This window comes from Thioalkalivibrio versutus, from assembly GCF_001020955.1.
Lineage (GTDB): Bacteria > Pseudomonadota > Gammaproteobacteria > Ectothiorhodospirales > Ectothiorhodospiraceae > Thioalkalivibrio > Thioalkalivibrio versutus.
The window spans coordinates 1395325-1409295 of record NZ_CP011367.1 but is presented as its reverse complement, the minus strand read 5'-3'; the positions used below and the strand labels follow the sequence as shown (position 1 = coordinate 1409295).

At 66.8% G+C, this 13971-nt stretch carries 11 protein-coding genes; 3 read left to right on the top strand and 8 right to left on the bottom strand.

Going from position 1 to position 13971, the window contains the following annotated elements; translation table 11 throughout:
• Nucleotides 1–12: 12 nt before the first annotated feature.
• The 6 genes from pheA to TVD_RS06470 all read right to left on the bottom strand — a co-directional run bounded on the left by pheA (nt 13) and on the right by TVD_RS06470 (nt 9581).
• Nucleotides 13–1128, bottom strand: a complete 1116-nt coding sequence (gene pheA / locus TVD_RS06495; RefSeq protein WP_018176813.1) for a prephenate dehydratase — start codon at nt 1126–1128, stop codon at nt 13–15.
• Nucleotides 1129–1131: 3 nt separating this feature from the next.
• Nucleotides 1132–2295 (bottom strand): phosphoglycerate dehydrogenase, encoded by a 1164-nt coding sequence (locus tag TVD_RS06490; RefSeq protein WP_047251137.1) that lies wholly within the window; start codon nt 2293–2295, stop codon nt 1132–1134.
• 50 nt (nt 2296–2345) lie between these two features.
• Nucleotides 2346–3425 (bottom strand): 3-phosphoserine/phosphohydroxythreonine transaminase, encoded by a 1080-nt coding sequence (gene serC / locus TVD_RS06485; protein WP_018937605.1) that lies wholly within the window; start codon nt 3423–3425, stop codon nt 2346–2348.
• Complete coding sequence (gene gyrA, locus TVD_RS06480) at nt 3422–6049, bottom strand: DNA gyrase subunit A (RefSeq protein ID WP_018937606.1); 2628 nt, start codon at nt 6047–6049, stop codon at nt 3422–3424. The genes serC and gyrA overlap by 4 nt, the downstream gene beginning before the upstream one ends.
• A 142-nt stretch (nt 6050–6191) precedes the next feature.
• The gene (mtnA, locus tag TVD_RS06475; protein WP_047251136.1) at nt 6192–7268 is read right to left on the bottom strand and encodes an S-methyl-5-thioribose-1-phosphate isomerase; all 1077 of its coding nucleotides are present in this window, start codon (nt 7266–7268) and stop codon (nt 6192–6194) included.
• Between the two features lie 9 nt (nt 7269–7277).
• The gene (locus TVD_RS06470; protein ID WP_018169750.1) at nt 7278–9581 is read right to left on the bottom strand and encodes a DNA internalization-related competence protein ComEC/Rec2; all 2304 of its coding nucleotides are present in this window, start codon (nt 9579–9581) and stop codon (nt 7278–7280) included.
• A gap of 215 nt (nt 9582–9796) precedes the next feature.
• On the opposite strand from TVD_RS06470, the gene TVD_RS06465 reads away from it, so the two are divergent.
• The gene (locus TVD_RS06465; RefSeq protein WP_047251135.1) at nt 9797–10393 is read left to right on the top strand and encodes a DUF2062 domain-containing protein; all 597 of its coding nucleotides are present in this window, start codon (nt 9797–9799) and stop codon (nt 10391–10393) included.
• Nucleotides 10394–10454: 61 nt separating this feature from the next.
• Here the strand turns inward: TVD_RS06465 and TVD_RS06460 are convergent, their stop codons facing one another.
• Nucleotides 10455–11177, bottom strand: a complete 723-nt coding sequence (locus tag TVD_RS06460; RefSeq protein WP_018145717.1) for an ABC transporter ATP-binding protein — start codon at nt 11175–11177, stop codon at nt 10455–10457.
• Nucleotides 11170–12420, bottom strand: coding sequence for a lipoprotein-releasing ABC transporter permease subunit (locus tag TVD_RS06455; RefSeq protein WP_018937609.1), 1251 nt, complete (start codon nt 12418–12420; stop codon nt 11170–11172). The genes TVD_RS06460 and TVD_RS06455 overlap by 8 nt, the downstream gene beginning before the upstream one ends.
• A 144-nt stretch (nt 12421–12564) precedes the next feature.
• Between TVD_RS06455 and TVD_RS06450 the strand changes: the two genes are divergently transcribed.
• Both TVD_RS06450 and TVD_RS06445 read left to right on the top strand, forming a co-directional pair.
• On the top strand, nt 12565–12897 hold the full coding sequence (locus tag TVD_RS06450; RefSeq protein ID WP_018951428.1) for a hypothetical protein: 333 nt from the start codon (nt 12565–12567) through the stop codon (nt 12895–12897).
• Nucleotides 12894–13967, top strand: coding sequence for an agmatine deiminase family protein (locus TVD_RS06445; protein ID WP_047251134.1), 1074 nt, complete (start codon nt 12894–12896; stop codon nt 13965–13967). Before TVD_RS06450 ends, TVD_RS06445 begins: the two co-directional genes overlap by 4 nt.
• Nucleotides 13968–13971 lie beyond the last annotated feature (4 nt).

Below are 13971 nucleotides of genomic sequence, written 5' to 3'. Positions count from 1 at the left end.
AACCTCGGGGATTCAGGTGGCGGCCTGGGGATAGCTCCCCAGCACCTTGACGGTATCGGCGCTTGCGCGCAGCTGCTCCAGACATTCGCGGATCAGCGGATCCTGCTGGTGGCCGACCAGGTCGAGAAAGAAGACGTAGTTCCACGGCGTGCAGCGCGACGGGCGCGATTCGATACGGGTCAGGCTGATACCCGACTCGGCAATCGGCTTGAGCAGCGAATACAGCGATCCCGGACGATTGGCGGTCGTCAGCATCACCGAGGTGCGATCCGCGCCACTGGGTTCCGTGGTGCCGGAACCGATAATCAGGAAACGTGTGGTGTTGTCGGCGCGATCTTCCACGTGCGGCGCCCGCACCGGGATCTGGTAATGGTCGGCCGCGGCCTGGCTGGCGAGTGCCGCCACGGTCGGGTCCTGCGCCGCAATCTCGGCTGCGCGGGCGTTGCTGGAGACCGCCTCGCGTTCGGCGTTCGGCAGCTCCGCGTCCAGCCACTGGCGGCATTGCGCCAGCGCCTGGGCGTGGGCCAGCACGCGCCGCACCTGACCGAGATCCTCGGCGTGCGTCAGCAGATGGTGATGAATCGGAGTCACGACCTCACCGCAGATCTGCAGCGAAGAATCCATGAAACAGTCGACCGTGTGGGTTACCACCCCCTCGGAGCTGTTCTCGATGGGCACCACGCCGAACTGCGCGCGACCGGTCTCCACGGCGTCGAACACGGCATCTATGGAGGCCAGCGGCTGGGTCTCGACTGCATGCCCGAAATGCTTGCGCGCCGCCAGATGGGTGAACGTGCCCACCGGTCCCAGATAGGCCACATGGAGCGGATGCTCCAGCGCCAGGCATTCGGACATGATTTCGCGGAACAGCCGGGTAATCGCTTCGCCGGATAGCGGGCCGGGGTTCTGCTCACGCACCCGGCGCAGGATCTCGGCTTCGCGCTCCGGACGATAGAACACCGGATTGCTCTCCTGGCTGCGCTTCACCCGGGCCACGGCCTCGGCACAGCGGGCGCGCTCGCTCAGCCGCTCGAGCAGCTCGGCATCCAGCGCGTCGATGCGCGCCCGCAGGGCAGCCAGATCTTCCTGGCCGTCGGCGGGCTGCGACGAATGCGGGTCCCCGGCCACGATCTACAGCACCCGCGCCCGCAGCACGCCATCGATCTCATGCAGTGCGTCGAGGGTCGCCTGGTCCGGCTTACCGTCCACGTCCAGCAGGGTGTACGCAATGTCACCGCGGGAGTCGTTCATCAAGTGCAGGATGTTGATGTTGGACTCACCCAGGGTATGCGAGATGCGCCCGACCCGGTCCGGCAGGTTGCGATTGACGACGGCGATCCGGGTATCTCCCTTGCGATCCAGCACCAGGGTCGGGAGATTCACCGAATTGACCACGTTGCCGTTTTCCAGATAATCACGCAGCTGATCCGCGATCATCACCGCACAATTCTCCTCGGATTCGGTCGTCGAGGCCCCCAGATGCGGCAGGGTGATTACCCGCGGGTGCCCCATCATGCCCTGCACCGGGAAATCGGTGATGTAGGCGTGCAGGCGTTCGGCGTCCAGTCCCTCGCGCACCGCGGCGTCGTCCACGATGCCCTCGCGCGCCAGGTTCAGCACCATCGCCCCGGCATTCATCCCGCCCAGGTTCTTCGCATTGACCAGGTTCGCGGTGTTCTCGGTCAGTGGCACATGCACGGTGACCGCATCGGCCCCCTCCATCGCGGCCTCCACCGAGCGCGCGCGCTCGATGCCGGAGTCCAGACGCCATGCGTTCTCCACCGTGACCTTGGGGTCGAAGCCCACCACCTCCATACCGAGCGCCCGCGCGGCATTGGCCACACCCACACCGATCGCACCCAGGCCGAGCACGGCCAGGCGCCGGCCGGGCAGTTCGAAGCCGGTGAACTTCTTCTTGCCGTGCTCCACCGAGGACATGAAGTCCTCCTTGGTGGGGTCCAGCCCCTGCACGTAGCCTGCCGCCGGCAATAGATTGCGCGCTGCCAACAGCAGACCGGCAATCACCAATTCCTTCACGGCGTTGGCATTGGCGCCCGGGGCATTGAACACCGCCACCCCGCGCTCGGACAGCGCCTCCACCGGGATGTTGTTCACCCCGCTGCCGGCGCGCCCGACAGCCAGGACGGAATCCGGGATATCGACCGAATGCAGGTCGAACGACCGCAGCATCAATGCGTCTGGCTGGTTGATGTCCGACGCGACCTCGTAGTGGTCGCGCGGGAAGCGGTCCAGCCCACGCACGGCGATGTTGTTGTAGGTCTGAATTCGGTACATCACGACCTCCTGGCCCGGTAGTTACGCCCGGCGACCACGATTCGACAGGATCAGGCGTGGCGGTTCTCGAAGTCCGCCATGAAATCGATCAGGGCATCCACGGAGCTTTCCGGCACAGCGTTATAGATACTTGCGCGCATCCCGCCCACCGAGCGATGTCCCTTCAACGAGGACAGGCCGGCCGCATCCGCCTCGTTGAGGAACGTCCCGTCGAGGGAATCGTCCGCCAGGATAAACGGCACATTCATCCACGACCGGGCCGTGGGCTCGACCGGGTTGCGATAGAAGGCGGAGTTGTCGATGTACTGGTACAGCTTGGCGGCCTTGCGCTGGTTGGTCTTGCCCATGCTCTCCAGGCCGCCCTGCTCCAGCAACCATTCGAACACCAGGCCGGCCAGGTACCAGCCAAAGGTCGGCGGGGTGTTGTACATCGAATCGTTCTTGGCCTGCAGCGCCCAGTCCAGCACCGCCGGCACGTTGCCCTTGTCGCGCTCCAGCAGGTCATTGCGCACGATCACCACGGTCAGGCCGGCCGGACCGATGTTCTTCTGCGCCCCGGCATAGATCACGCCGAACTTCGAGACGTCGATCGGACGCGACAGGATGGTGGAGGACATGTCCGCCACCAGCGGTACGTCCCCCACATCCGGAATTTCCGGAAACTCGACCCCGCCGATGGTCTCGTTCGGGGTGTAGTGCACGTAGGCGGCGTTCGGATCCAGGTTCCACGAGGCGCGATCCGGGATCGAGTCGTACCCGCTCGCTTGCGAGCTGGCCACGATATTCACCGGCCCGTACTTCTGAGCCTCCTTGATTGCCTTGCCGGACCAGGCCCCGGTATCGATGTAGTCCATACCCCGGCCATTCGCCAGGTTCATCGGGATGGCGGCAAACTGCCCGGTCGCCCCGCCCTGCAGGAACAACACCGTGTAGTTGTCGGGGATGTCCATCAGCGTGCGCAGGTCCTGCTCGGCCTTCTCGGCCACGGCCATGAAGGGCTTTCCGCGGTGGCTCATCTCCATCACGGACATCCCGGACCCGCGGAAGTCCAGCAGCTCGTCACGCGCCCGTTCGAGCACCGCCTGAGGCAGGGCCGCCGGCCCCGCGCTGAAGTTCATCACTCGCGTCATGCCTGTTCTCCATCGTCACTGGATTCGGGACCCGTCTCCGGGTCCGTCCCGATTTCCGATTGACCGGGCTCTTCATCGTCTTCGACGCCGTCCTCGCCTTGCAACTGGGCGACCCGGGCGAGCTCGACCAGGTTTTCGTCTTCATCGAGACGGATCAGACGCACGCCCTGCGTGTTGCGACCGATCAATGGAATCTGGTCGATCGGTGTCCGCACCAGCGTCCCGCCATTGGTGATCAGCATGACCTCGTCGTCGTCCAGCACCCGTGCTGCCCCGACCAGCAGGCCATTGCGGCCCTCGGTCTGGATCGCGATCACGCCCTGGCCACCACGGCGATGCACCGGGAATTCGTCGAAACGGGTGCGCTTGCCGTAACCGTGTTCGGTCGCCAGCAGCGCCGATCCCTCGTCGACATTCAGCAGGGCGATCACCCGTTGATCATCCTCCATGCGCACGCCGCGCACGCCGCAGGCCGTCCGCCCCATGGCGCGCACGTCGCTCTCGTGGAAACGCACGGCCTTGCCGGCCGTGGTCACCAGCATCACGTCGAGGGTGCCGTCGGTCAGGGAGACATCGACCAGATGATCCCCCTCGCGCAGATCCACCGCGATGATGCCGGAGGCGCGACGGCGCGAGAAATCCGTCAGCGGGGTCTTCTTCACCGTTCCCTGCGCGGTCACCATGAATACATAGTGATCCGGGTCGTACTCGCGCACCGGAAGGATCGTGCTGATGCGTTCATCCGCTTCCAGCGGAAGCAGATTGACGATCGGCTTGCCGCGCGCGGCCCGCGACCCCTGCGGCAACTCGTAGACCTTCAGCCAGTACACCCGGCCGCGGCTGGAGAAGCACAGGATCGTGTCGTGCGTATTGGCCACCACCAGCCGGTCGATGAAATCCTCTTCCTTGAAGCTGGTCGCCGCCTTGCCGCGACCGCCCCGGCGCTGGGCGCGGTAGTCGGCCACGGGCTGGTACTTCACGTAGCCGGCGTGCGAAAGCGTGACGACCACGTCTTCCTCGCCAATCAGGTCCTCCAGCGTCAGGTTGGCCTGGCGCTCGCGGATCTCGCTACGGCGTTCGTCGCCGAACTGCTCGGCCACCCCCAGCAGTTCGTTGCGGATTTCCTGTTGCAGGCGGTCGCCCGACCCGAGGATATCCAGGAGGTCTTCGATCAGCTCCAGAAGGTCACGATATTCGTCGAGGATCTTGTCCTGTTCCAGCCCGGTGAGGCGGTGCAGACGCAGATCCAGGATCGCCTGGGCCTGGGCCTCCGACAGCCGATAACCATCCTCGCTCACGCCATATTCCGGCGCCATGTCCTCGGGACGCGAGGCACTGGCCCCGGCGCGATCGAGCATGTCGCTGACCACCCCCAGCGGCCAGGCGCGCGCCAGCAGCCCGGCCTTGGCCTCGGCCGGGTTCGGCGCGGCACGGATCAGTTCGATCACCGGATCGATATTGGCCAGCGCAATCGCCAGGCCTTCCAGGATGTGGGCGCGTTCACGGGCCTTGCGCAGATCAAAGATCGTGCGCCGGGTCACCACCTCGCGGCGATGACGCAGGAAGGCCCGCAGCACCTGGCGCAGATCCAGCACCTTCGGCTGGCCATCTACCAGCGCGACCATATTGATGCCGAAGACATTCTGCATCTGGGTGTGCATGTAGAGGTGATTCAGGACCACCTCGGCCATCTCGCCACGCTTGAGCTCGATGACCAGGCGCATGCCGTCCTTGTCCGACTCGTCGCGCAGCTCGGAGATGCCCTCCATGCGCTTTTCCTTCACCAGCTCGGCGATCTTCTCGGTCAGACGCGCCTTGTTCACCTGGTAGGGCAGCTCGGTGACGACAATCGCCTCGCGCTGGCCGCCTTCCAGCGGCTCCACGTGCGAGCGCGCCCGGATCAGGACCCGGCCGCGACCGGTCCGATAGGCCTCGCGCACGCCATCGATGCCGTTGATGATGCCGGCGGTGGGGAAATCCGGCGCCGGCACGTGTTCCATCAGGCCGTCGATGGAGATGTCGGGGTCATCGATCAGCGCCACGCAGGCGTTGACGACCTCGCGCAGGTTGTGCGGCGGGATATTGGTCGCCATCCCCACCGCGATGCCGGCGGAACCATTGACCAGCAGGTTGGGAAACTTGCTCGGCAACACGGCCGGCTCGCTCTCGGAGCCGTCGTAGTTGTCGGTAAAGTCGACCGTTTCCTTTTCGATATCGGCCAGCAGCTCGGCCGCGATGCGCGCCATGCGCACCTCGGTGTAGCGCATGGCCGCCGGCGAGTCGCCGTCGATGGAACCGAAGTTACCCTGCCCGTCTGCGAGCATGTAGCGCATCGAGAACGGCTGCGCCATGCGCACGATGGCGTCGTAGACGGCGGAGTCGCCATGCGGGTGGTATTTACCGATCACGTCACCGACCACACGCGCCGACTTCTTGTACGGCTTGTTGTAGTCATTGCCCAGCTCGCGCATTGCGTAGAGCACGCGGCGATGGACCGGCTTGAGGCCGTCACGGACATCGGGGAGGGCCCGGCCCACGATTACGCTCATCGCATAATCGAGGTAAGACTGCTGCATCTCGTCTTCGAGATTGACCGGAAAAACTTCCTTGGCAAATTCAGCCATCGAGGGTTACGCCGTCCGTCTGAACAAGCTCGCGATGATACCACAGGGGTAACCACTGGGGGCGCCCTTTTCTCCCCTCAAAACGGTTCTCCGAGGCTCTCAGGCCCGACACCGGCCTGTGCCGGGCCCATTTTCCCGGGTGTCAGGCCCCGGTCGTGGCGGATTCCGCGGCCGCGGGCTCGCGCAGTGTGGCCAGGCGCTCCCGCGTCGGGGCCTCGACCACACCGCGTTCGGTGACGATGGCATCGATCAGGTCCGCCGGGGTCACGTCAAAGGCCGGGTTGTATCCGCGCGCACCGTCGGCGGCCACGCGCTGGCCGGCCAGCGCCAGCACCTCGTCCTCGCCGCGCTGCTCGATGGGGATGCCCGATCCGTCTGCCATCTCGAAGTCGATGGTCGCCACGGGCGCCGCAACCATGAAACGCACCCCGTGGGCCCGCGCCAGCAACGCCAGGCCATAGGTGCCGATCTTGTTGGCGGTATCGCCGTTGGCGGCAATCCGGTCCGCCCCGACGATCACCCAGCCCACCCGGCCGGAGCGCAACAGGCTGGCCGCCGCACCCTCGCACAGCACCTGCACCGGAATACCGTCGTGCACCAGTTCCCAGGCGGTCAGTCGGCTGCCTTGCAGCCAGGGGCGGGTCTCGTCGGCAAACACCTCTTTGATACGCCCGGCATCCCAGGCGGCCCGGATCACACCGAGCGCGGTGCCATATCCCCCGGTTGCCAGCGAACCCGTATTGCAGTGGGTCAGCACGCCGCGACCCGGATCGATCAATTGCGCACCCAGGGCGCCCAATTGCCGATTGCCGGCAATGTCCGCCTCCAGCATCCGCTCGGCTACTGCCCGGGTCTCGCTCACGGCAGCATCCACCGACTCGCTGGCGGCCACGACCGCCTGCATACGATCCAGCGCCCAGAACAGATTCACCGCTGTGGGGCGCGAACCGCGCAGGGTCTCGATATCGACGGCCACCCGCGCACGCCAGTCGTGCTGACCTGCCGCGCGCTGGCAAGCCAGCACCACACCGAATGCCGCCGTGATGCCGATCGCCGGCGCCCCGCGCACGACCATGTCGCGGATCGCCACGGCGACGGCGGGCGCGTCCTGATAGGTTTGCCAGACGCTCTCCTGCGGGAGGCGGCGCTGGTCCAGCAACTGGAGCGCGCCCTCGCGGAAGCGGATGGGACGGATGTTGTCGGAATGTTCGCGATTCATCTGGTCATTCTACCAGCGTGTCTCGTCCGTCGGCGTGGGGGTGCAACCCTCCTGCCCGCGCAAGGGTGGCAAGGGCGCAGGCTGCCAGAGCCTCCGGTGGCGGGCCCGATGACCGGGCCCCACCTCCAGCTCCGAGTTCGCTTCCAGGCGCAAGGCGCCATGCAGCCCGGTCTCCTGCAGTGGCACACAGGCCGCCTTCAGACGTTCGCGGACAGCGGCCTCCAGACCGCGCCCGCGCCCATCGGTACTCGCCCAGGCGATGCGCGGCGGCGCATCCACCAGCCAGCCCCGGCTCAAGCTGCCCGTGCCAGCCCCGCGCGGCAGCACCAGAAGATCACTGGCACGCCCGTCCGGCACATCACGCATCAGCACTGCCTCGCCCAGTCCTCCGAGCCCGCCCGTCAGCAGCAGACGGACGCCACCGGCCGTCTCCACCGCCAGCACGCAGGAGGCCGAGGCGCTGCCATCCCATCCGGGCGGCGGGTGCAGCACTTCGAATCGCACCGCGTCCCATTCCCAGCGCTCTCCGACCTCGCACGCCCGCTCATCGGCCTCTGCCGGCACCCGTCGCAGGGTCTCGACCACGGGTATGGAATCCCGGACCCCGGCGCTGCCTCCGGCGTGCGCGGCGTGTTCGTGGCTGAGGATCATGCGATCCAGCCGGCGCACCCCCTCGGCCCGAAGGGTCGGGACCACAATCTGCTCACCCGCGCTGTAGCCACCCGCACGCCCGGGACCCGCATCGAACAACAGGTTGTGGTTACGCGTCTGCAGCAAGGCCGACTGCCCGTTCCCGACATCCATCAGGAGGACGTGCACGGCACCCGGCTCGATATCCGGTCGCATGGGCAAGGCCAGCGGCATGCCTGCGAGCACGACCCACAGGGCACCCAGACGCAGCCGCGGCTGCAAGGCCACGAGCACCGCGAGCCCGCCCAGCAGGCTCGCAGCCAGCGGGACCCGCCGCTCGTCCACCAGCACGGGCAATCCGGACAGGAGATCCAGCAACCCGACGAGCAGAGCCAGTACGCCGTCGCCCGCGTGCAGGAACGGCTGCCCCAAGGGGGCCCACAAGGCGACCAGCCCTGCCCCGACCAGCAACACCGGCAGCACCAGCAGGCTGATCACGGGCACTGCCACCAGGTTGGCCACCGGCGCGACCCACGAACCCAACTGGAACCAGGCGAGACTGAGCGGGAGCATCGCCAGTGCCAGCATCACCTGGATACTCCCCGCCTCGCGCCAGCCCGGACGCCCCGAGCGCCCCTGCAACAACAGAAGAATGACCGCGACCGCGCCAAACGAAAACCAGAAACCGGGGGCCAGTACACTCGTCGGCTGCCACAGCACGACCGCGATCGCGGCCAGCATCAGACCTCGCCAGGCGAACGCCTCGCGGCGCCACAACAGGGCCGCCATGAAGGCCGCGAGCATGATCAACGCCCGCTGGGTCGGGATGCTGAAGCCGGCCAACGCGGCATACACCGCAGCCCCCGCCAGACCGGCCAGCGCCATGAAGGCCGCCTTCCGCAGACCCCGTTGCAGCGGCAACAAACCGCTCCAGACCAACCCCGACAGCAACCCGACAAAACCGGCAACCAGCCCCACATGCAAGCCGGAGATCGCCATCAGGTGGTTGGTTCCGGTGCGCAGAAAGGCCTGCCATTCCGGCGCGGTCATCCCCTGACGGTCGCCAATCACCAGGGCCTGCACCAGCCCCGGATGGCGCAACTCCGGGGCCGCGACTTCCAGCCGCCCGCGCAGCCAGCCGCGGACGCGGTGCAAGTCGGCCCGCCAGGGCCGTGCCGGTGCGGCCGGCACTCCGTTCCCGGTTGACTCCAGATCAAGCAACGTCGCGGAGCCATGCAGGCCCTCGCGGTAAAACCACCCCGCGCGATCGAATCCGCCAGGATTCGCGGGCCCTTCGGCCGGGCGCAGGCGCAGGGTCATCTGGCCGCGTGTGCCTGCCTCGACCTCAGGCCGCGCCGGATACGCCGTCACCAGGAGCTCACGGGCAGCGAATGCCTCCGGCCCCGCGATGACCGCCTCCACCGTGACCCGGAACCGGCTGCGATGCCCGGCGTGTTCCGGCAAACTGGTGACCGTGGCAAGAACGGTGACCTCTTCTCCCGCAAGCGAAGGCGCCAAGGCCTCCTCCAGCCAGATGTTCGCGGTCATGGAGACGCTCCCCCAGGCGACCACCACACCCAGCGCCATCGCCCATGGCACAGTGGCCCGGTAGCCGTATCGTCGCAGGCCGGCGCTGACGCCTGCGGTGACCACGAGCAGCGCGAGCAGCAGACCCGGGGCCATCGGAAGCGGCTCCGGTACCCGGTGCAGCCACCACGCCGTGACCAGAAGTCCGAGGGTGAAAGCGGTCACGTTGAGGCCCTGAACGCCCGGCCCACTGCGTGGCCCAAGACGCAAGTGCCGGGCGACACGGGCATTCGCCGGCCCAAATCAGCGAGAATGGAACCCACATGCGCGGTCGCGAGCCCGCGCCAGGCGCACCATCGGCAACCCGGAACATGGCAAGACACATCATCAAGAAGATGTTTCCCGGCATGGAGCGAATGCGTGGGCACAAGGCGCTCGCCCCGCTGGGGCCGCGTCTGGGGTCGCCGGATCTGTGGCATCTGAACCGCCGCTCCGTGGCTGGTGCGTTTGCCGTGGGGCTCTTCGTGACCTTCCTGCCACTGCCCATGCAGATGCTGATCGCGGCGGCCGTGGCCATTATCGTCCGCGTCAATCTGCCGATTTCGGTGATCCTGGTCTGGATCTCCAACCCGATCACCATGCCGCCCATGTTGTATACGGCCTACACGATCGGGCGCAAGCTTCTGGACGAACCCCGTCGCGATATCCGCCTGGACTGGAGCTGGGAGTGGTTCAGCACAGAGTTACTGACCATCTGGCAGCCCCTGCTCCTGGGGAGCGTCCTGCTGGGCTCGGTCGCGAGCCTGTCGGGTTATTTGCTCGTGCGCTTCCTGTGGCGGCTGAACGTGGTCCAGCGCGTGCGCAGCCGCCGTTATCTGCGGCGGTTGCGCAAGGAACTGGCGGAACGCGAAGCCGCGGAACGCAGCGAAGAGGAAAAATCAAACAAGAAGCACCCGCCGTTGGGCTGATCAACCGAGCCCGCTCAGGGTCCGATGCTGCCAGGCGCGCGGATGCGCGCTGCACGGGGGCCTATTCGTGGACCGCCGCCAATTGGCCGTCGAAGACCTCCGGCTCGAGGTGTCCCTTGACCAGCTGCACCGAGCGGTCCAGCTCGCGCGCCAGGGTGATGTCGTGGGTAACCAGGGCCAGCGCGGTGCCGGTGGAGCGATTCATCGCGCGCAGCAGCTCGAACACCTGTGCTGCCCGCTCCTGGTCCAGGTTCCCGGTCGGCTCATCCGCCAGGATCGCCGAGGGTCGGGTGACCAACGCACGGGCGATCGCGACCCGCTGACGCTCGCCACCGGAGAGCTCCGAAGGCTTGTGCTCCAGGCGGTGGCCCAGATCCACCTGCTGCAGCCAGTGGCGGGCCTCCTCCCGCGCCTTGCGGTTGGACATCCGCCGGATCAGCAGTGGCAGGGCCACATTCTCGGCGGCCGTCAGTTCCGGCAACAGGTGGTGGAACTGATAAACGAACCCCAGATGCTGGTTGCGCAGATGCCCGCGCCGCGCCTCGCTCATGCGGGTCCAGTCCGTGCCCAGCAAGCGCACCTCGCCGGCCGTCGGGCGGTCCAGACCACCGAGCAGGTGCAGCAGGGTGCTCTTGCCACTGCCCGAGGCACCGATGATCGCGGTCTGGTCCCCCGGCTGCAGGGCGAAATCGACCCCGGTCAGCACGGCCACATCCAGCTTGCCGTCGCGGAAACGGCGTTCCACGCCCAAGGCCTCGAGGACCGGGGTCTCGCGGTCAGTCATAGCGCAGCGCCTCCGCCGGCTGGGTACGGGCCGCGCGCCAAGCCGGGAACAGGGTGGCCACGACCGTCAGCAGGAAGCCCAGAATGCCGACCCGGAGAACATCCGACAGTTTAAGTTCAGATGGCAAGTCACTGATGTAATAAACTTCGGCGGACAGGAATTCGACGCCCACCAGCCGCTCGATAAAGGGCACGACGACATCGATATTGGACGCCAGCGCGACCCCGGCCGCGGTACCCAGGAGGATGCCGATCGCCCCGATCACGACCCCCTGGACCATGAAGATCACCATGATGCCTGCGGGCGACAACCCGAGCGTTCGCAGGATCGCGATATCCCCCTGCTTGTCGGTCACCAGCATGATCAGGGTCGAGACGATATTGAAGGCGGCCACCGCCACAATCAGCGAGAGGATGATGAACATCACCATCTTCTCCATCTGGATGGCGCGGAACAGATTCGCATGCTGACGGGTCCAGTCGGACACCCGGAAAAGCCCGTCCAGCTGCGCCGCCACGTCGCGTGCAATCACCCCGGCCTGCATCATGTCGGTCAGCCGCAGCCGCAGCCCGGTCACCTGATCGCCCATCTGGAACACCGCCTGGGCATCCTCCAGATGGATGAAGGCAGTCCCCCGGTCGTATTCATACATGCCGACCTCGAACAGGCCGGACACCTCGAAGCGCCGCATGCGCGGCATCACCCCGGCCGGCGAGACCGAGGCCTGGGGAGCCATCAGGATGATCGAATCCCCGACCTGCACACGCAGTTCCGCCGCCAGTTCGCGCCCGAGCACGACGCGGTAGCGACCGCCCTCCAGGCTCCCCAGCTCGCCGCGGATCATGTGTTCACCGATGCGCGCCACCCGTTCTTCCGCCTCCGGCTCGACACCGCGGATCAGCGCCCCGGAGATGTTCCCGCGCGCACTCAGCATCGCTTCGCCCTGAACATAAGGGGCCGCGGCCACCACCCGGTCATCGATGTCCGGCGCCTCGCGCTGCAGGCGCTCCCAGTCACGCAGCCCTCCGTTGGCCTCACCGATGGTCGCATGCGAGGCCATCCCCAGGATGCGCTCGCGCAATTCGCGCTCGAACCCGTTCATCACCGACAACACGGTGATCAGCGCCATCACGCCGAGCACCAGCCCGATGATCGACACCACCGAGATGAACGAGATGAAGTGGTTACGCCGCTTGGCACGCGTATAGCGCAGGCCGATGGCAAGGGTCAGGGGGCGAAACATCGCGAAAGCATGCCAGAGATACCGGGTCGCGCCTATAGGGGAAGCGTCGGGGGAGGCATGGCGTCGCGGTTGACGCTACCATGGAGCCATCCAGCAAACGGAGAGTTGGCCATGCCAGGGAAATGCAACGCAGCGAACCCCACCTTGAAGTCCGGCGCACGCCGGGGCAGCACCGTGCGCACCGCGGCCAGCGCCCTTGTGCTGGCGCTTTTCGCCGGGGCCATGGCCACCGCCTCGGCCGACATCCTGCGCAGCCCCGAAGGGGGTTTCACGGTAAAGGAACGTGAAGGGGCCCCAACCCGTGGTCAGAGCCAGTCAGCGGTCATCCGCCAGCACGGCGAACCGGAACAACGCCACGCCACCGTGGGCGATCCGCCGATCACGCGCTGGGACTATGCCGACTTCTCCGTGTTCTTCGAGGGCGAGTACGTCCTGCACAGCGCAGTGCGCAACGGATCCCGCTCCGACCGTCCATGAGTACCGGGGACGCCACCCCGGTGCCGCCCAAACGCCGCCTCCCCGCCGAGTGGGAGCCCCAGGGTGCGATCCAGCTGACCTGGCCGCATGACGCCACGGACTGGGCACCCGTCCTGGATCAGGTGCACCCGGTATTTGCCACCATTGCCGCGAGCATCAGCCAGTACGAGCCGGTCATCATCGTCGCGCGCGATCCCGAGCACATCGAGGAGATCTCCGGCTTCCTGACCGAGACCGCCATCCGGCCCGACCGGCTGTGGTTTGCCCTGGCCTCGAGTAACGACACCTGGGCGCGCGACCATGGCGCCATCACGGTATTCGACGGCAATCAGCCACGCCTGCTGGACTTTACCTTCAACGGCTGGGGCGGCAAATACCCCGCCGATCTGGACGATGCGATCACTCGGGCCCTGGCCAGCCAGGGCGTATTCGGCAGCTGTGTACCGGAACCCACCGGGCTGATCCTCGAAGGCGGGTCGATCGAATCCGACGGCGCCGGCACACTGCTCACTACAACGCGCTGCCTGCTCTCCAGCACCCGCAACCCCGATCTGGATCGCACCGGGCTGGAACAGCGCCTCGGCGAATGGCTGGGTGCGGAGCGGATCCTCTGGCTGGAACACGGGCAGCTGGAGGGCGACGACACGGATGCCCATATCGACACGCTGGCCCGCTTCTGCGCCCGCGATACGATCGCCTACGTCCAGTGCGACGATCCGCAGGACCCCCATCACCCCGAACTGAAGGCGATGGAACAGGAACTCCGGGCCCTGCGCCAGGCCTCCGGAGAGCCCTACCGCCTGATTCCGCTCCCTTGGCCGGCCCCCATCGTCGAGGACGACCGACGGCTGGCCGCCACCTATGCGAACTTCCTGATTCTGAACGGTGCGGTGCTCCTGCCAGTCTACGATGACCCCGCCGATGCCGTCGCCCGCGACCGGCTCGCCGGGGCCTTCCCGGGACGCGAGATCGTGGAGATCGACTGCCGGGCGATCATTCGCCAGGGGGGCAGCCTGCACTGCCTGACCATGCAATACCCTGCGGCCGCCCTCGGCATCCCGCAGGAATAACCTT

Excerpts from the sequence above, each read along its gene's own strand:
- TVD_RS06490 (WP_047251137.1), bottom strand. The coding sequence starts at position 2,295 with ATGTACCGAATTCAGACCTACAACAACATCGCCGTGCGTGGGCTGGAC.
- serC (WP_018937605.1), bottom strand. The coding sequence starts at position 3,425 with ATGACGCGAGTGATGAACTTCAGCGCGGGGCCGGCGGCCCTGCCTCAG.
- gyrA (WP_018937606.1), bottom strand. The coding sequence starts at position 6,049 with ATGGCTGAATTTGCCAAGGAAGTTTTTCCGGTCAATCTCGAAGACGAG.
- mtnA (WP_047251136.1), bottom strand. The coding sequence starts at position 7,268 with ATGAATCGCGAACATTCCGACAACATCCGTCCCATCCGCTTCCGCGAG.
- TVD_RS06470 (WP_018169750.1), bottom strand. The coding sequence starts at position 9,581 with ATGGCCCCGGGTCTGCTGCTCGCGCTGCTCGTGGTCACCGCAGGCGTC.
- TVD_RS06465 (WP_047251135.1), top strand. The coding sequence starts at position 9,797 with ATGGCAAGACACATCATCAAGAAGATGTTTCCCGGCATGGAGCGAATG.
- TVD_RS06460 (WP_018145717.1), bottom strand. The coding sequence starts at position 11,177 with ATGACTGACCGCGAGACCCCGGTCCTCGAGGCCTTGGGCGTGGAACGC.
- TVD_RS06455 (WP_018937609.1), bottom strand. The coding sequence starts at position 12,420 with ATGTTTCGCCCCCTGACCCTTGCCATCGGCCTGCGCTATACGCGTGCC.
- TVD_RS06445 (WP_047251134.1), top strand. The coding sequence starts at position 12,894 with ATGAGTACCGGGGACGCCACCCCGGTGCCGCCCAAACGCCGCCTCCCC.